Below are 16,535 nucleotides of genomic sequence, written 5' to 3'. Positions count from 1 at the left end.
TTTGAAGAAAACTAGGAAACTAGTTATAGACAGTACTGCTTTACGGCGAGATGGTGTTGCAATAGTTTGAAGAATATTTCTTGGGTTCGAAACAAAATACTATAGTATGTGAGGTATCATAAATGAATAAGAAATCCTTTTTTATCATCTGCTCTACGTTGATCATAGCATCAAATCTTCTCATGATTTCCGTGGTGAACAAGGGAGAAGAAACGGGGGGCAATCTGTTTGTGATTGCTATAGCCTGTGTTATGCTACCAGCCTTTTTATATGCAGTTGAAAACAGACTTACTTCAATGGTAAGAGTAGAATCAATACTCCTGATTCAGTTGACAGTTATATCCCTACTCCGTCTTATCAACAGAATAGGGAGTACGCCTGAAATCCTCAACATTATCATTACCCTTATCGCTTTGGCAAGTGGGACAGCTGCTATCCTTGTTGCGATTATGAGAATATATGAGAACATACGGAAGTGAGGGTGAGTAGTTTTCTATTTTGTATTTTCACATTGTCAAGTTCCCCCAGGGCAAGTATGTTTTTCATGCTTGCTTTTTAAATTTTTTAACAATTCAAGAGGTTTTGATGACCATTTGTTATTTGGATGGAAAATTTTAAAAAATAGTAGTATACTAACCTTATTAAGGTTGTAATAGGACGAAAGTAAAAAGAGGTATTCCTCGTGAATGCAACAACAATGTTACAATTGGCTATTATGCTTGCTTAAAGGATTGAGCCTGTATGTAGAGGAGCTGTACTTGGAGGTAATTATGGATTTCAAAAGTTTTCTTATTGCTTTTGTTGTTGGTATGTTTGTTTCTTTTATTACTTATTTAATTAGGGAAAAATTTTTAAAATCTCCAAAGAAGAATAAAGATAGATCTAATTAGATAAAAAGATTTTTTATCGCTAGTTTAATCTACAGGGGAGTTTCTTTAATATTGTTTCGCCTGTCAAAATGATATGTGATAGCAGGATAAAAAATCTACAAATTAAGTTGGTATCAATATGGTGTAAAGGGCAAGTATGTTTTTCATGCTTGCTTTTTAAATTTTTTAACAATTCAAGAGGTTTTGATGACCATTTATGATTTGAGTAATCCAAGGTCAAAATGAGTGCTATACTGGCAGTGTAAAGGTTCTTGCTCAACAAAGATTCAGGAGGAAATTTTATGAAGAAAAAAATATTTGTCATTTTCATCTTGTATTTGATCATGTCCATCTTTCTATATCCGCTTAGGGAGAGTGCTTGGTATCATCTATTTTATACCATAGCCTATATGATTGCGGTTGTGATCTATTTTGCTTTAACTAAAAAGAAAGGAGCAAAGAAATGAAAACGTTTCTTGCTAAAAAACGAAACATCTTCCTTGCGAGATTGTTCTTAGGTCAGTTGCCCTTGCTTATCTCTACTTATCTATTTCTATCTCGTCAGTTTTTAAATTTTTCATTGGTTTTCCAATTTCTTTTAGTGGTTATTAACTTGGCTTCTATTTTGGTCACTGTTTACCTCACTAGGGAAATGAGGATAAGAGAGTTTGAAGATGATGATTTGGTTAGTCCTAGAACCAATCAACTCATGTATATCGGCTTAACAGGCTTTATGTCTATTATTTGTTTGTATAGAGGGATCACAGCAGGAGAATCCTATCAACAACTAATCGCTTATATTGGCGCTATTCTCTGCCTGCTTATCATGCTTTTGCTCATTTGGGGCTTGAAGTATTATAAAAAGTAGAGGCTAATGCAGTTTTTGCAATTCAAGATGTCTCGATGACAATTTAAGATTTGGATGAAAAACTTTAACAAATAGTGCTATACTGAAATTGTCAAAGTTGCAACGGGTGCTGCTACATTCTGTTAAAAATCGCTCTTGATTGATAAGATGGATTTGCTAGGAAAGGAGTAAATAATTATGGATAAGAAAAAGATAGTTTCGACTATAATATGTATAGTATTTCTTGTAGTGTCAGTGGATAATTTTTTTAGAAACTTAACCCAATTAATGTTCATTTTAAATATTATTGGTTTATTTTGTTTTTCAGTGCTAACATACATTAACATAAAAGAGATACTCTTAAATATACGTAAATGATGATTTGGTTAGTCCTAAAACCAATCAACTCATGTATATCGGTTTGACAGGCTTTATGTCTATTATTTGTTTGTATAGGGGTATCACAGCAGGAGAATTCTATCAACAACTAATTGCCTATATTGGCGCTATTCTCTGCTTGATCATCATACTTCTACTCATTTGGGGCTTGAAGTATTATAAAAAGTAGGGGAAGAGATTTCTTCTTAATATTGGACTAGTCTAGAGTCTGACAAGAGGAGGTCATCATGTATAAACACTTATTTTTCCTAGATTCCAAAACCTTAGACTGGTTGACACCTTATATTCTAGTCTTGGCTTCTGACACCATTGCCTTTAATGTTTTTGTGCTAACCTTTGTATCTGCGGTGGTCTTTAATTCCCTAAATTCCATGCTAGCTTTAATGGCTATATTCTTAGGGGCTGGCTATGTGGTCGGATTTTGGTTACTCAAATGGTTTGTTTTGGAAAGACTAGAGCTCAAGGATGACTTGTAGGGAAGTTTGTTTGTTGAGGAGGATAATTTTATGAAGTTTTTTGATAAATTTCATGCTTTGTGCTTTGGATTTTTAGTACTACTAATCGTCATTACAGTTCCTTATACGATTAACCATGGGGATTTTTTTCAAAATGAATATGAATTGATTATTGTAAGTCTTCTTGTAACCTCGCTGAGTGTTGCTTATGCTAGAAAGTTTGAAATGATTTCTTTTGGGATGTTAAGCAAGAAAGACCTTTTGCTTTTCATTGCAATCTTTCTTCTAAGTGTGGTTGAGACGCTAGTTTATATTCATTTCTTCGCTGTTTCTTCTGGCGCAGGAGTTCAACACTTGGCGGAAGTCAGCAGAGGAATTTCCCTGTCTTTGATTTTGACTTCCTCAGTTTTTGGACCCATCCAGGAGGAACTCATTTTCAGAGGACTTCTTCAAGGTGCGGTTTTTGACAATTCTTGGTTAGGGATTGTACTGACTTCCTCTCTCTTTTCTTTTATGCATGGACCTTCTAATGTCCCTTCGTTTATTTTTTATCTACTTGGGGGCTTGTTACTGGGCTTTGCTTATAAAAAGAGCCAAAACCTATGGGTTTCTACTCTAGTTCACATGTTTTACAATGCTTGGCCACTCTTATATTATTTATAAAAATTATGAAAGGTAAGTAGAAGACGGTGCTTACCTTTTTCTTTCTATAATGATACCCAAGCCACCCCAGAGGCTTTTCTTTGAGAATCGGGCGTGGAGCGGTTGACGAATAGGCCAAAAACTAGTAGAATAGTAAGGAAACTTTATACGGAGGAAAGAAATGGATTTGGGTGATAATGAGCTAACACTGACTCCCATACCTGGGAAAAGTGGTAAGGCTTATATGGGTAGCTATCCTGATGGGAAGCGCATCTTTGTAAAAATGAACACCTCTCCAATCCTACCTGGTCTAGCTAGAGAACAAATTGCTCCGCAATTATTATGGAGTCGCCGTTTGGCAGATGGGCGTGATATGTGTGCTCAAGAATGGTTGACAGGCAAGATATTGACCCCCTATGATATGAATCGTAAGCAAATCGTCAATATTTTAACCCGCCTACATCGCTCACGTCCGTTGATGACACAGTTGAGTCGGTTGGGCTATGCCATGGAAACACCTGTAGACTTACTACAGTCTTGGCAAGAAACGGCTCCAGATGCTTTGCGTAAAAATCATTTTATCAGTGAAGTGATGGCTGATTTACGTCAGACTATTCCAGGATTTAGAGAGGACTATGCGACCATTGTCCATGGAGATGTACGACATAGTAATTGGATTGAGACAGACAGTGGCTTGATTTATTTGGTAGATTGGGATTCGGTTCGTTTGACCGACCGCATGTTTGACGTGGCTCACATGCTCTGCCATTATATTCCAGAACATCAGTGGAAGGAATGGTTGACTTACTACGGTTACAAGTACAATCAAACGGTATTAAATAAATTGTATTGGTACGGTCAATTGTCCTATTTGAGCCAGATTTCCAAGTATTATATGAACCAAGATTTAGAAAATGTCAATCGGGAGATTCATGGCCTGCGTCACTTCCGAGACAAGTATGGAAAGAGAAGATGAGAGTTAGAAATCGTAAAGGGGCGACAGAATTACTAGAGGCAAATCCCCAGTATGTGGTCCTCAATCCCTTGGAAGCCAAGGGAAAATGGCGGGACTTGTTTGGCAATGATAATCCCATTCATGTGGAAGTTGGAAGTGGAAAGGGTGCCTTTGTTTCAGGTATGGCCAAACAAAATCCTGACATCAACTATATCGGGATTGATATTCAAAAGTCTGTTTTGAGCTACGCTTTGGACAAGGTGCTTGAAGTTGGAGTGCCTAACATTAAGCTCTTGTGGGTAGATGGTTCTGACTTGACTGACTACTTTGAAGACGGTGAGATTGATCGCTTGTATCTGAACTTTTCAGATCCATGGCCTAAAAAACGCCATGAAAAGCGTCGTTTGACCTACAAGACCTTCTTGGATACCTTCAAGCGTATCTTGCCTGAAAATGGAGAAATTCATTTCAAAACGGATAACCGTGGCTTGTTTGAGTACAGCCTAGTGAGTTTTTCTCAGTATGGCATGAAGCTCAATGGTGTCTGGCTTGATTTACATGCCAGTGATTTTGAAGGCAATGTCATGACAGAATATGAACAAAAATTCTCCAACAAGGGGCAAGTTATCTACCGAGTTGAGGCAGAATTTTAAGAAATAGCCTGCAATCAGGCTGTATAAGTGCTTTTGCTTTACATAAGTTGGGAAACGTGCTATACTAAGAGTAAGAATATGAAAAGTGAGGCGGGGAAATATCTTCGCCTCTTGCTTATGAGGAGGTGGACGCAATCGCAACAATCGTAGAATTAGTCAGAGAAGTTATAGAACCTGTCATAGAAGCGCCTTTCGAACTCGTGGATATCGAGTATGGAAAGATTGGCAGTGACATGATTCTCAGTATTTTTGTAGATAAACCTGAAGGAATTACCTTGAACGACACGGCAGACTTGACAGAAATTATCAGTCCTGTCCTAGACACCATCAAGCCAGATCCCTTCCCAGAACAATATTTCCTAGAAATCACCAGTCCAGGCTTGGAACGTCCTTTGAAAACCAAGGATGCCGTAGCTGGAGCGGTTGGGAAATACATCCATGTCGGGCTCTACCAAGCCATCGATAAGCAAAAGGTCTTTGAAGGAACTCTGTTGGCCTTCGAAGAGGACGAGTTGACTATGGAATATATGGACAAGACGCGTAAGAAAACTGTCCAAATTCCATACAGTTTAGTATCAAAAGCACGTTTAGCAGTAAAATTATAGAAAAAGAAAGGATAGCTTTTGAGGATTCAAAAGTGAAGAAAACATGAGTAAAGAAATGCTAGAGGCCTTCCGCATTTTGGAAGAAGACAAGGGAATCAAAAAAGAAGACATCATCGACGCAGTAGTAGAGTCGCTTCGTTCCGCTTATCGCAGACGCTATGGTCAATCAGACAGTGTAGCTATTGATTTCAACGAAAAAACAGGTGACTTTACAGTTTATACTGTCCGTGAAGTGGTTGATGAAGTATTTGATAGCCGTTTGGAAATCAGCTTAAAAGATGCTCTTGCCATTAATTCAGCCTATGAACTTGGTGACAAGATTAAGTTTGAAGAAGCACCTGCTGAGTTTGGTCGTGTAGCAGCCCAATCTGCCAAACAAACCATCATGGAAAAAATGCGCAAGCAAACACGTGCCATTACCTATAACACTTACAAAGAGCATGAACAAGAAATCATGTCTGGTACTGTAGAACGCTTTGACAACCGCTTTATCTATGTCAACCTTGGTAGCATTGAAGCCCAATTGTCAAAACAAGACCAAATTCCTGGAGAAGTTTTTGCTTCTCATGATCGTATCGAAGTGTATGTCTACAAGGTTGAAGACAACCCTCGCGGTGTGAATGTCTTTGTTAGCCGTAGCCATCCAGAAATGATCAAACGCTTGATGGAGCAAGAAATTCCAGAAGTTTATGATGGAACTGTTGAAATCATGAGCGTGGCTCGTGAAGCTGGTGACCGTACTAAGGTTGCCGTTCGTAGCCACAATCCAAACGTGGACGCTATTGGTACAATCGTTGGACGTGGTGGTGCTAACATCAAGAAAATCACTAGCAAATTCCACCCAGCTCGTTACGATGCTAAAAATGATCGTATGGTGCCAATCGAAGAAAATATCGACGTTATCGAGTGGGTAGCAGATCCAGCTGAATTTATCTACAATGCCATCGCTCCTGCTGAGGTCGACCAAGTTATCTTTGATGAAAACGACAGCAAACGTGCCTTGGTGGTTGTTCCTGATAACAAGCTTTCTCTTGCTATCGGTCGTCGTGGGCAAAACGTTCGCTTGGCGGCTCACTTGACTGGTTACCGTATCGATATCAAGTCTGCTAGTGAATTTGAAGCCATGGAAGAAGCTGGTTCGGTAGATTTGGAAGCAGAAAACGATACTGTAGAAGAATAAAAGCTGCTAGAGGAGGGAAAGATGAAAACAAGAAAAATCCCTTTGCGCAAGTCTGTTGTGTCTAACGAAGTGATTGATAAGCGTGATTTGCTCCGCATTGTCAAGAACAAGGAAGGGCAAGTCTTTATCGATCCGACAGGCAAGGCCAATGGCCGCGGCGCTTATATCAAGCTAGACAATAAAGAAGCCCTAGAGGCTAAAAAGAAGAAAGTCTTTAACCGCAGCTTTAGCATGGAAGTGGAAGAAAGCTTTTATGACGAGTTGATCGCTTATGTGGATCACAAAGTGAAAAGAAGAGAGTTAGGACTTGAATAAGCAAAAGATAAGCAATCTCTTGGGACTTGCTCAACGAGCAGGGCGTATCATATCGGGTGAAGAATTGGTGGTCAAGGCCATTCAAGACGGCAAGGCCAAGTTGGTCTTTCTAGCTCATGATGCTGGACCCAATCTGACCAAGAAGATTCAAGATAAAAGTCATTATTATCAAGTAGAAATTGTAACCGTGTTTTCAACACTGGAATTAAGCATAGCAGTCGGAAAATCTAGAAAGGTTTTGGCTGTGACAGATGCTGGATTTACAAAGAAAATGAGGTCTCTTATGGAATAGAAGAGGAGGACATGATTTGTCTAAGAAAAGATTGTACGAAATCGCAAAAGAACTTGGAAAAGAAAGTAAAGAAGTTGTAGCGCGTGCAAAAGAGTTGGGCTTGGATGTGAAAAGCCACTCATCAAGTGTGGAAGAAGCTGTCGCTGCAAAAATCGCTGCCAGCTTTAAACCTGCAGCTGCTCCGAAAGCAGAAGCAAAACCTGTAGCACCAAAAGCAAGTGCAGAAAAGAAAGCCGAGAAATCTGAGCCAGCTAAACCAGCTGTAGCCAAGGAAGAGGCAAAACCTGCTGAGCCAGTCGCTCCTAAAACAGAAAAAGTAGCAGCTAAACCGCAAAGCCGTAATTTCAAGGCTGAGCGTGAAGCTCGTGCCAAAGAGCAGGCAGAACGACGCAAGCAAAATAAGGGCAATAACCGTGACCAACAACAAAATGGCAACCGTCAGAAAAACGACGGCCGTAATGGTGGAAAACAAGGTCAAGGAAACCGCGACAATCGCCGTTTTAACGACCAAGCTAAGAAACAGCAAGGCCAGCAAAATCGTGGTAATGAGCGCCGTCAACAAGAGGACAAACGTCCAAATTCAGCGGCTCCACGTGTTGACTTTAAAGCCCGTGCAGCAGCCCTAAAAGCAGAACAAAATGCAGAGTACGCACGTTCAAGTGAGGAACGTTTCAAGCAGACTCAGGCTGCCAAAGAAGCCTTGGCCCAAGCTAACAAACGCAAGGAGCCAGAGGAAATATTTGAAGAAGTGGCTAAGTTAGCTGAACAAGCGCAACAAGAACAGCAAGTTCAAGCAGTGGTTGAAGTCGTCCCTGAGAAAACAGAACCTGCAGTGGATACACGTCGTAAAAAACAAGCTCGACCAGACAAAAATCGTGACGATTATGATCACGAAGAAGATGGTCCTAGAAAACAACAAAAGAATCGAAGTAGTCAAAATCAAGTGAGAAATCAAAAGAATAGTAACTGGAATAATAACAAAAAGAACAAAAAAGGCAATAACAAGAACAACCGCAATCAGACTCCAAAACCTGTTACGGAGCGTAAATTCCATGAATTGCCAACAGAATTTGAATATACAGATGGTATGACCGTTGCGGAAATCGCAAAACGTATCAAACGTGAACCAGCTGAAATCGTTAAGAAACTTTTCATGATGGGTGTCATGGCCACACAAAACCAATCTTTGGATGGGGAAACAATTGAACTCCTCATGGTGGATTATGGTATCGAAGCCAAACAAAAAGTTGAAGTTGATAATGCCGATATCGAACGTTTCTTTGTCGAAGATGGTTATCTCAATGAAGATGAATTGGTTGAGCGTCCACCAGTTGTAACTATCATGGGACACGTTGACCACGGTAAAACAACACTCCTAGATACCCTTCGTAACTCTCGTGTTGCGACAGGTGAAGCAGGTGGTATCACTCAGCATATCGGTGCCTACCAAATCGTGGAAAATGGTAAGAAGATTACCTTCCTTGATACACCAGGACACGCGGCCTTTACCTCTATGCGTGCGCGTGGTGCTTCTGTTACCGATATTACGATCTTGGTCGTAGCGGCAGATGACGGGGTTATGCCTCAGACTATCGAAGCCATTAACCACTCAAAAGCAGCCAACGTTCCAATTATTGTAGCCATTAACAAGATTGATAAACCAGGTGCCAACCCAGAACGCGTTATCGGTGAATTGGCAGAGCATGGTGTTATGTCAACTGCTTGGGGTGGAGATTCTGAATTTGTTGAAATCTCGGCTAAATTCAACCAAAACATCGAAGAATTGTTGGAAACAGTCCTTCTTGTGGCTGAAATCCAAGAACTCAAGGCAGACCCAACAGTTCGTGCGATCGGTACAGTTATCGAAGCTCGCCTGGATAAAGGAAAAGGTGCGGTCGCAACCCTTCTTGTTCAACAAGGTACCTTGAATGTTCAAGACCCAATCGTTGTCGGAAATACCTTCGGTCGTGTCCGTGCCATGACCAATGACCTTGGTCGTCGTGTCAAGGTGGCTGGACCATCAACACCAGTTTCTATCACAGGTTTGAACGAAGCGCCAATGGCGGGTGACCACTTTGCTGTCTACGAAGATGAAAAATCTGCGCGTGCAGCAGGTGAAGAGCGTGCCAAACGTGCCCTCATGAAACAACGTCAAGCTACCCAACGTGTTAGCCTTGAAAACCTCTTTGATACCCTTAAAGCTGGTGAACTCAAGTCCGTTAACGTTATCATAAAGGCTGACGTACAAGGTTCTGTTGAAGCCCTTTCTGCCTCACTTCAAAAGATCGACGTGGAAGGTGTCAAAGTTACCATCGTTCACTCAGCGGTCGGTGCGATCAATGAATCTGACGTAACTCTTGCCGAAGCTTCAAATGCCTTCATCGTTGGTTTCAACGTACGCCCTACACCACAAGCTCGTCAACAAGCAGAAGCTGATGATGTAGAAATTCGTCTCCACAGCATTATCTACAAGGTTATCGAAGAGATGGAAGAAGCCATGAAGGGGATGCTTGATCCAGAATTTGAAGAAAAAGTTATCGGTGAAGCAGTTATCCGTGAAACCTTCAAGGTGTCTAAAGTGGGAACTATCGGTGGATTCATGGTTATCAACGGTAAGGTTACTCGTGACTCTAAAGTCCGTGTTATCCGTGATGGTGTCGTTATCTATGACGGCGAACTCGCAAGCTTGAAACACTACAAAGACGACGTCAAAGAAGTTACTAACGGTCGTGAAGGTGGTTTGATGATCGATGGCTACAATGATATCAAGACTGATGATGTGATTGAGGCCTATGTCATGGAAGAAATCAAGAGATAAGATTTTTGCTCCTTTCTTAGGTGGTGAGGGACGCAAGCAAACCGATGGTTTCATTGCTTATTTTTGAGCCTAGGGTCTCAAAAATCCCCTGTGATGGGACTGATAAATCAGTTCCATCACTTTCACCACAGCGAAAGAAGCAGGTTAGCTCAAATTGAACTTCGTTTCAATTTGAACTGAAAATCAAGAAGTTTAAAAATAGCTAGGTCTGCTGGCCTAGCTTTTGGTTCAAAGTAGAGAAAGGAATATCATGGCAAATCATTTCCGTACGGATCGTGTGGGCATGGAAATCAAGCGTGAAGTCAATGAGATTTTGCAAAAGAAAGTCCGTGATCCGCGTGTCCAAGGCGTGACAATCACAGATGTTCAGATGCTGGGTGACTTGTCTGTTGCCAAGGTTTACTACACCATTTTGAGTAACCTTGCTTCAGATAATCAAAAAGCTCAAATCGGGCTTGAAAAAGCAACTGGTACCATCAAACGTGAACTTGGTCGCAATTTGAAATTGTACAAAATCCCAGATTTGACCTTCGTCAAAGACGAGTCCATCGAGTATGGAAACAAGATTGACGAAATGCTACGCAATCTGGATAAGAACTAAGAAGAGGGGCAACCCTCTTTTTTGGTGGGGAAATGGCTACAAAACATACTGGGAAATCTTTCTAGACTTAAAAATTATTAAAAAACTTTATAAAATTTAGATAGTGTGATATTATGAAATAAAGATACAAGAGAAAGAGGTATTTATATGGCTGAACAAGACTTAGCTATGCAAGTATTGCAACAAGTGGTAAAACTACCTGTTGTTAAGGTTGATCGTTCGAAATTTTTAGTGGATAAGTTTTCCAAAGAATTGGATCCACAGGACATTCCTACTTTATTAGAACAAGGCCCAACGTCTCTCTTATCTCAAGAAATATTAGATCGAGTGGCTAATGCCTGTATTAGGGATAATGTTTTATTAGCGAGTGGAACTTCTGTTTTGGCAGGATTACCTGGAGGGATTGCTATGGCAATTACCATTCCAGCTGATGTGGCTCAATTTTATGGTTTCTCTCTGAAATTGGCTCAAGAATTAGGTTATATTTATGGTTATGAGGATCTTTGGGCTTCACGCGAGGAGTTGAGTGAAGATGCTCAAAATACCCTCTTGCTTTATCTAGGTGTCATGTTGGGGGTGAATGGAACCGCTGCTTTGCTACGTGCAGGTGGTATAACAATTGCCAAACAGGTAATGAAAACAGTACCTAATAAAGCTTTAACAAAGACGCTTTGGTACCCTATTTTGAAAAAAGTCTTAAAAATATTTGGTGTGAATCTGACCAAGGGAGGGCTGGCCAAAGGAATGGGGAAATTCATTCCTATCTTAGGTGGTATCATTTCAGGTGGTTTAACCTTTGCAACTATGAAACCGATGGGTGAAAGCTTGCAGAAAGAATTGTCTAAACTAGTCAACTATAGTGAAGTTCAATATCAAGAAGATGTTGAAACAATCCGAAAAGAGGCTGAAATAATCGAGGGTGAGTGAGATGAATCCTATCAAAGCTTTTGCTAAAATTTATGGGAATTACTTTTTGACCATGCAAGGTGTAAAAGTAATGAGAACGATAAAGAAAGATGACAATGTTGTTGTCGGTCTAGGTAAACTTTTTATTGCAGATAAACTAATGGATACGGCTCGGTGGCTCATTAAGCCAGAGGAGAGAGAATGAAATTTTTCTGGGCAATTCTTGCCATTATTTTTATCAAACCAATTTTGGGGATTGTGAAATTCTTTTGGATGATCATCTCTTTTGCAGTCCAATTGCTGTTTTACAAGATATTATTTAAGATATTGGATTGGCTCTTTAAACTTATTTAGATGGTTATCCAAGTCGCTGAGAACTAGCAGGAACTCTACTGCTAGTTTTTTAATCTCTTTCCTTGTGGTATAATATAAGCAGTAAAATCATTTTAGAACATTCATTGGAGGTCATCATGGATAATATCATCGATGTGTCAATTCCTGTTGCAGAAGTGGTGGACAAGCATCCAGAAGTCTTGGAAATCCTAGTAGAGTTGGGTTTTAAACCCCTTGCTAATCCCTTAATGCGCAATACAGTTGGTCGTAAAGTATCACTCAAACAGGGTTCTAAGCTTGAAGGAACTCCTATGGACAAGATTGTCCGCACGCTGGAAGCAAACGGCTACGAAGTGATTGGGTTAGACTAATGGCAGATGAACGGATTCATGTCCTGCGGGATATTTTGTTAGAATTGCACAATGGTGCCTCTCCTGAGTCGGTTCAGGAGCGTTTTGATGCGACCTTTGCGGGTGTCTCAGCCATAGAGATCTCCCTCATGGAGCACGAGCTGATGAACTCAGACTCAGGTGTCACCTTTGAAGATGTTATGGAACTTTGCGATGTCCATGCTAATCTTTTTAAAAATGCTATTAAAGGTGTCGAAGTAGAGGATACTGAGCATCCAGGTCACCCAGTTCGTGTCTTTAAGGAAGAAAATCTGGCCCTCCGTGCAGCTTTGATTCGCATTCGTAGATTGTTAGATACCTATGAGTCTATGGAAGATGAAGAAATGCTGGCGGAGGTGCGTAAGGGTTTGGTGCGTCAGATGGGACTTGTGGGGCAATTTGACATCCATTACCAACGTAAAGAGGAACTCTTCTTTCCTATCATGGAGCGCTATGGTCACGATTCGCCTCCTAAGGTTATGTGGGGAGTGGATGACCAGATTAGGGAGCTCTTTCAAACAGCTCTAGCGACAGCCAAGTCACTACCAGAAGTGTCGATTAGCACTGTAAAAGAAGATTTTGAAGCCTTTGCGACAGAGTTTGAAAGTATGATTTTCAAGGAAGAGTCCATCCTTCTCATGATTCTCCTTGAGTCCTTTACTCAGGATGACTGGCTTCAGATTGCGGAGGAGAGCGATACCTACGGCTATGCCATCATCCGTCCGTCTGAGAAATGGGTGCCAGAAAGACAGAGTTTTGTTGAGGAAAAGAGTGTAGAGGAGCCTGTACAACGAGATACAACAGAAGGCCAAGTTCAACAAGTTATCGATACGCCAGAAGGACAGTTTACTATTACCTTTACCCCTAAGGAAAAGGAAGCGGTGATGGATCGCCATAGTCAACAGGCTTTTGGGAATGGCTATCTTTCAGTCGAGCAGGCCAACCTCATCCTCAATCACCTCCCCATGGAGATTACCTTTGTCAATAAAGACGATATTTTCCAGTATTACAATGACAATGCGCCAGCTGATGAGATGATTTTCAAACGGACACCGTCCCAAGTCGGGCGTAATGTCGAACTCTGCCATCCACCTAAGTACTTGGACAAGGTCAAGACCATCATGAAGGGGCTTCGTGAAGGAAGCAAAGATAAGTATGAAATGTGGTTCAAGTCTGAGTCGCGAGGTAAGTTTGTCCACATCACCTACGCTGCAGTGCACGATGAAGAGGGAGAATTCCAAGGTGTGTTGGAATACGTTCAGGATATTCAACCCTACCGTGAGATTGATACGGACTATTTCCGTGTATTAGAATAAGGAGAAAAAATGAGTTACGAACAAGAATTTATGAAGGAATTTGAAGCCTGGGTCAATACCCAAATCATGATCAACGACATGGCGCACAAGGAAAGCCAAAAAGTCTACGAAGAAGACCAGGACGAGCGTGCCAAAGATGCCATGATTCGCTACGAAAGCCGCTTGGATGCTTATCAGTTCTTGCTTGGTAAGTTTGAAAACTTCAAAGCAGGCAAGGGATTCCATGATTTGCCAGATGGCTTATTCGGTGAGCGAAATTATTAAACGAGATAGATTCTTGATTTTTTACTAAAATCTTGATAGAATATTTATATTAAATCCTTGTCAGAGCAGGGGTTTTTTATTGAAAGGATTTTATCATGTCAAAGAAACTCAATCGTAAAAAACAATTACGAAATAGCCTCCGTCGTGCAGGTGCTTTTTCAAGTACTGTGACTAAGGTTGTAGAAGAGACAAAAAAAGTCGTAAAACGTGCTGAGAAGTCAGCAAGCCAAGCTGGTAAGGCTGTTTCTAAAAAAGTTGAACAAGCAGTAGAAGCTACCAAAGAGCAAGCTCAAAAAGTAGCCAATTCTGTAGAAGATTTTGCAGCAAACTTGGGTGGACTTCCACTTGATCGTGCCAAAACTTTCTATGATGAAGGAATCAAGTCTGCTTCAGATTTCAAAAACTGGACTGAAAAAGAACTCCTTGCCTTGAAAGGAATCGGCCCAGCTACCATCAAGAAATTGAAGGAAAATGGCATCAAGTTCAAGTAATTTTTCTTGAGCCTTGCATTTCCGTCAAAATCTTGCTACAATAGAGCCATTAGAGGTGTTTTGAATCCCACATTTTACAGAAAGTGGCGGTGCTGAGAAGTCCACAAATGTGTCAAAACTGGTTGCTAATGGATGAAAATTTGAAATAAAAGTGTCTTTTTGTTTTAAAGACGAGAGTTGCGGGCAACTGCCCGAAATTGGGTGGTACCGCGGATAAATACATTCGTCCCTGTCATGTAGATGGCAGGGCTTTTCTTTTGCGTCTTAGTCAAAGGGGGTTGTTATGAAGCAATCTTTTAAAACAAGTAAACTCTACTATGGTTTTCCTATTTTCATTTTGGGGTATCAGGACCAGAACTTTGAGCAGAATATCACGACCTGCAGTTCCTCTTATAGCTTGGGAGATTGGCTGGTCATCGGTGTTGGAGCTGAGGAAAATGCGGCTGAGCAAATCAAGCATTACCAGAAGTTTACTGTGAATATCCCTGATGAAAATTTCATGCTTGAGATGGAGCGGGCTGGCTTTATCAGTCATCGAGAGAAATTGAAACATCTGGGGCTAGACTACGAGATTTCTAAACAGACTCAGGCACCGATTTTAAATGATTGTCCAGTAGTATTGGATTGTCAAGTAGATCGGATTATCGAGGAAGATGGAATCTGTCATATCTTTGCTAAGATTATCGAACGACTAGCTGATCCAGAACTTTTGGATGACAAGGGGCATTTTAAGAATGTCCGTTTTGCGCCGACTTACTTTATGGGGGATGGCCACCAGCGCGTTTATCGTTATCTAGATGACCGAGTAGACCCTATGGGGAGCTTCATTAAGAAAGCGAGGAAGAAAGATGACAAGAGCTGAGTTGCCAGAACGGTTGGAAACAGAGCGACTTATCCTACGAGTCCGTACAGTGGCTGATGCTGAGGATATCTTTGACTATGCCAGCTGTCCGGAAGTCTCTTACCCAGTAGGCTTTCTACCCGTCAAGACCTTGGAAGATGAGGTTTACTATCTAGAGCATATCCTTCCCGAACTCAATCAAAAGGAGAATCTCCCAGCTGGCTATGGGATTGTCGTCAAAGGAACCGATAAAGTCATTGGTTCTGTTGACTTCAACCACCGTCATGCGGATGATGTGCTAGAGCTTGGCTATACCTTGCATCCAGATTATTGGGGCAGAGGATATGTACCAGAAGCAGCGCGTGCCTTGATTGATCTAGCTTTTAAAGAACTTGGTCTTCACAAGATTGAACTAACTTGCTTTGGATATAACCTTCAAAGTCAACGAGTCGCGGAAAAGCTTGGCTTTACCCTCGAAGCTCGCATAAGAGAACGTAAAGATATTCAAGGAATCCGCTGTGACAGTCTGATATATGGTTTGCTGAGAAGTGAGTGGGAGGTAATTTGATGCATCTTTTCATCATTGGTGCTCCAGCATCAGGAAAAATGACTCTTGGTCAAGAGTTATCTCGACTGACAGATGCTACACTATTTTATAACCATCAAGCTATTGATTTTGCACTAGAAATCTATCAGGACTTTACAGAGGAAATGTGGGAATTTGTTCGTGGAATGACCTTTTCTTTCCTTGGAGCAAGTGCAAGAAATCAGCGATCAGTAATTTTAACAGACGTAATTGATTTTTCAAATCGGTACCAGCTGCTGTATTTGAAGCAAATTCAGGATTTGTTGGATGACTATCATCAAGAGATTCTTTTTGTGGAGTTGGAAACAAGTCTTGAGGAGCGCTTACATCGAAATCGAACGGAGAACCGATTGAAGCACAAGCCCTTAAAACGACATATTGAGGTATCTGAAAGAGAAATTTTAGATACAGCTGAAACACTTCAATTAAATTCCCAACATCAACCGAATGAGTTGCACCATTACTTTAAAATAAATAATACGAGTTTGACTGCAAAAGAAGCTGCTAAGCAAATTCAAAATAAAATGAATACAATAGAGAAAGGACAAACACATATCTAAACAACTTCATGAAGACGTTCTCAAGACTCAAGAAGTTCAAAAGTCTCAATCTTTTTCGTTCGTGATTCTGACCACCAAATGTAACTGGAAAAACTCTACCTTGGTCAGGCTTGGGGTACAACCTTCAAAGTAAACGAATCACAAAGAAGCTTAGATTCCCGTTCAAGCCTGTAGCTGAGTCCCGAAGGATATCTAAGTCAGTTGAGTCGAATCTATTG

The 16,535-nt window shown here is 40.8% G+C and carries 22 protein-coding genes; all 22 read left to right on the top strand.

Features of this window, described 5'->3' with window-relative positions:
* Positions 1-122 precede the first annotated feature (122 nt).
* The 22 genes from ACAM22_RS07960 to ACAM22_RS07855 all read left to right on the top strand — a co-directional run bounded on the left by ACAM22_RS07960 (position 123) and on the right by ACAM22_RS07855 (position 16,317).
* Positions 123-479, top strand: coding sequence for a hypothetical protein (locus ACAM22_RS07960; protein WP_078237973.1), 357 nt, complete (start codon positions 123-125; stop codon positions 477-479).
* A gap of 291 nt (positions 480-770) precedes the next feature.
* On the top strand, positions 771-890 hold the full coding sequence (locus ACAM22_RS07955) for a PncF family bacteriocin immunity protein (RefSeq protein WP_142760972.1): 120 nt from the start codon (positions 771-773) through the stop codon (positions 888-890).
* 442 nt (positions 891-1,332) lie between these two features.
* Complete coding sequence (locus tag ACAM22_RS07950; RefSeq protein WP_369606655.1) at positions 1,333-1,737, top strand: immunity protein; 405 nt, start codon at positions 1,333-1,335, stop codon at positions 1,735-1,737.
* A gap of 605 nt (positions 1,738-2,342) precedes the next feature.
* On the top strand, positions 2,343-2,591 hold the full coding sequence (gene blpZ / locus ACAM22_RS07945; RefSeq protein ID WP_049502002.1) for an immunity protein BlpZ: 249 nt from the start codon (positions 2,343-2,345) through the stop codon (positions 2,589-2,591).
* Between the two features lie 30 nt (positions 2,592-2,621).
* Positions 2,622-3,233, top strand: a complete 612-nt coding sequence (locus tag ACAM22_RS07940) for a lysostaphin resistance A-like protein (protein WP_369606654.1) — start codon at positions 2,622-2,624, stop codon at positions 3,231-3,233.
* A gap of 160 nt (positions 3,234-3,393) precedes the next feature.
* Positions 3,394-4,188, top strand: a complete 795-nt coding sequence (gene ccrZ / locus ACAM22_RS07935; protein ID WP_000363005.1) for a cell cycle regulator CcrZ — start codon at positions 3,394-3,396, stop codon at positions 4,186-4,188.
* Positions 4,185-4,820, top strand: coding sequence for a tRNA (guanosine(46)-N7)-methyltransferase TrmB (trmB, locus tag ACAM22_RS07930; protein ID WP_001266094.1), 636 nt, complete (start codon positions 4,185-4,187; stop codon positions 4,818-4,820). Before ccrZ ends, trmB begins: the two co-directional genes overlap by 4 nt.
* Positions 4,821-4,945: 125 nt before the next feature.
* Positions 4,946-5,425 (top strand): ribosome maturation factor RimP, encoded by a 480-nt coding sequence (rimP, locus tag ACAM22_RS07925; protein ID WP_261066355.1) that lies wholly within the window; start codon positions 4,946-4,948, stop codon positions 5,423-5,425.
* A gap of 43 nt (positions 5,426-5,468) precedes the next feature.
* Complete coding sequence (gene nusA / locus ACAM22_RS07920; protein ID WP_000032274.1) at positions 5,469-6,605, top strand: transcription termination factor NusA; 1,137 nt, start codon at positions 5,469-5,471, stop codon at positions 6,603-6,605.
* A 21-nt stretch (positions 6,606-6,626) separates the two neighbouring features.
* Entirely contained in the window at positions 6,627-6,920 is a 294-nt protein-coding gene (gene rnpM / locus ACAM22_RS07915) for an RNase P modulator RnpM (protein ID WP_125451476.1), read from the top strand.
* Positions 6,913-7,212: a YlxQ-related RNA-binding protein gene (locus ACAM22_RS07910; RefSeq protein WP_001041390.1), complete on the top strand. Its 300-nt coding sequence runs from the start codon at positions 6,913-6,915 to the stop codon at positions 7,210-7,212. Before rnpM ends, ACAM22_RS07910 begins: the two co-directional genes overlap by 8 nt.
* 16 nt (positions 7,213-7,228) lie before the next feature.
* A complete protein-coding gene (gene infB / locus ACAM22_RS07905) occupies positions 7,229-10,030 on the top strand; it encodes a translation initiation factor IF-2 (RefSeq protein WP_261066356.1) in 2,802 nt (933 codons plus the stop codon).
* Positions 10,031-10,280: 250 nt separating this feature from the next.
* A complete protein-coding gene (gene rbfA / locus ACAM22_RS07900; protein ID WP_001273601.1) occupies positions 10,281-10,631 on the top strand; it encodes a 30S ribosome-binding factor RbfA in 351 nt (116 codons plus the stop codon).
* A gap of 147 nt (positions 10,632-10,778) precedes the next feature.
* Positions 10,779-11,558, top strand: a complete 780-nt coding sequence (locus ACAM22_RS07895; RefSeq protein ID WP_000840392.1) for a hypothetical protein — start codon at positions 10,779-10,781, stop codon at positions 11,556-11,558.
* Between the two features lies 1 nt (position 11,559).
* A complete protein-coding gene (locus tag ACAM22_RS07890; RefSeq protein WP_261048216.1) occupies positions 11,560-11,742 on the top strand; it encodes a hypothetical protein in 183 nt (60 codons plus the stop codon).
* Positions 11,743-12,007: 265 nt separating this feature from the next.
* Positions 12,008-12,241 carry a DUF1858 domain-containing protein gene (locus ACAM22_RS07885; protein WP_000368739.1) on the top strand — a complete coding sequence of 78 codons (234 nt, stop codon included), beginning with the start codon at positions 12,008-12,010 and terminating at the stop codon, positions 12,239-12,241.
* Positions 12,241-13,575, top strand: a complete 1,335-nt coding sequence (locus tag ACAM22_RS07880; protein ID WP_369606653.1) for a DUF438 domain-containing protein — start codon at positions 12,241-12,243, stop codon at positions 13,573-13,575. The genes ACAM22_RS07885 and ACAM22_RS07880 overlap by 1 nt, the downstream gene beginning before the upstream one ends.
* A 9-nt stretch (positions 13,576-13,584) precedes the next feature.
* Positions 13,585-13,839 (top strand): DUF1912 family protein, encoded by a 255-nt coding sequence (locus tag ACAM22_RS07875; protein WP_000119706.1) that lies wholly within the window; start codon positions 13,585-13,587, stop codon positions 13,837-13,839.
* 95 nt (positions 13,840-13,934) lie between these two features.
* Entirely contained in the window at positions 13,935-14,330 is a 396-nt protein-coding gene (locus ACAM22_RS07870; protein ID WP_045605660.1) for a helicase, read from the top strand.
* Positions 14,331-14,613: 283 nt separating this feature from the next.
* On the top strand, positions 14,614-15,192 hold the full coding sequence (locus tag ACAM22_RS07865) for a flavin reductase family protein (RefSeq protein WP_261077204.1): 579 nt from the start codon (positions 14,614-14,616) through the stop codon (positions 15,190-15,192).
* Positions 15,179-15,739, top strand: a complete 561-nt coding sequence (locus ACAM22_RS07860) for a GNAT family N-acetyltransferase (RefSeq protein ID WP_369606652.1) — start codon at positions 15,179-15,181, stop codon at positions 15,737-15,739. The genes ACAM22_RS07865 and ACAM22_RS07860 overlap by 14 nt, the downstream gene beginning before the upstream one ends.
* Positions 15,739-16,317 (top strand): AAA family ATPase, encoded by a 579-nt coding sequence (locus ACAM22_RS07855; protein WP_369606651.1) that lies wholly within the window; start codon positions 15,739-15,741, stop codon positions 16,315-16,317. The genes ACAM22_RS07860 and ACAM22_RS07855 overlap by 1 nt, the downstream gene beginning before the upstream one ends.
* Positions 16,318-16,535: the final 218 nt, after the last annotated feature.

This window comes from Streptococcus sp. SN-1 (assembly GCF_041154385.1).
GTDB lineage: Bacteria > Bacillota > Bacilli > Lactobacillales > Streptococcaceae > Streptococcus > Streptococcus mitis_CT.
Note: the sequence above shows the minus strand (reverse complement) of the source record. Positions and strands in the feature narration are given on the sequence as shown.

Coding starts and splice junctions, on each gene's coding strand:
- ACAM22_RS07960 (WP_078237973.1), top strand. CDS start 123: ATGAATAAGAAATCCTTTTTTATCATCTGCTCTACGTTGATCATAGCA.
- ACAM22_RS07955 (WP_142760972.1), top strand. CDS start 771: ATGGATTTCAAAAGTTTTCTTATTGCTTTTGTTGTTGGTATGTTTGTT.
- ACAM22_RS07950 (WP_369606655.1), top strand. CDS start 1,333: ATGAAAACGTTTCTTGCTAAAAAACGAAACATCTTCCTTGCGAGATTG.
- blpZ (WP_049502002.1), top strand. CDS start 2,343: ATGTATAAACACTTATTTTTCCTAGATTCCAAAACCTTAGACTGGTTG.
- ACAM22_RS07940 (WP_369606654.1), top strand. CDS start 2,622: ATGAAGTTTTTTGATAAATTTCATGCTTTGTGCTTTGGATTTTTAGTA.
- ccrZ (WP_000363005.1), top strand. CDS start 3,394: ATGGATTTGGGTGATAATGAGCTAACACTGACTCCCATACCTGGGAAA.
- trmB (WP_001266094.1), top strand. CDS start 4,185: ATGAGAGTTAGAAATCGTAAAGGGGCGACAGAATTACTAGAGGCAAAT.
- nusA (WP_000032274.1), top strand. CDS start 5,469: ATGAGTAAAGAAATGCTAGAGGCCTTCCGCATTTTGGAAGAAGACAAG.
- rnpM (WP_125451476.1), top strand. CDS start 6,627: ATGAAAACAAGAAAAATCCCTTTGCGCAAGTCTGTTGTGTCTAACGAA.
- rbfA (WP_001273601.1), top strand. CDS start 10,281: ATGGCAAATCATTTCCGTACGGATCGTGTGGGCATGGAAATCAAGCGT.
- ACAM22_RS07895 (WP_000840392.1), top strand. CDS start 10,779: ATGGCTGAACAAGACTTAGCTATGCAAGTATTGCAACAAGTGGTAAAA.
- ACAM22_RS07890 (WP_261048216.1), top strand. CDS start 11,560: ATGAATCCTATCAAAGCTTTTGCTAAAATTTATGGGAATTACTTTTTG.
- ACAM22_RS07885 (WP_000368739.1), top strand. CDS start 12,008: ATGGATAATATCATCGATGTGTCAATTCCTGTTGCAGAAGTGGTGGAC.
- ACAM22_RS07880 (WP_369606653.1), top strand. CDS start 12,241: ATGGCAGATGAACGGATTCATGTCCTGCGGGATATTTTGTTAGAATTG.
- ACAM22_RS07875 (WP_000119706.1), top strand. CDS start 13,585: ATGAGTTACGAACAAGAATTTATGAAGGAATTTGAAGCCTGGGTCAAT.
- ACAM22_RS07870 (WP_045605660.1), top strand. CDS start 13,935: ATGTCAAAGAAACTCAATCGTAAAAAACAATTACGAAATAGCCTCCGT.
- ACAM22_RS07865 (WP_261077204.1), top strand. CDS start 14,614: ATGAAGCAATCTTTTAAAACAAGTAAACTCTACTATGGTTTTCCTATT.
- ACAM22_RS07860 (WP_369606652.1), top strand. CDS start 15,179: ATGACAAGAGCTGAGTTGCCAGAACGGTTGGAAACAGAGCGACTTATC.
- ACAM22_RS07855 (WP_369606651.1), top strand. CDS start 15,739: ATGCATCTTTTCATCATTGGTGCTCCAGCATCAGGAAAAATGACTCTT.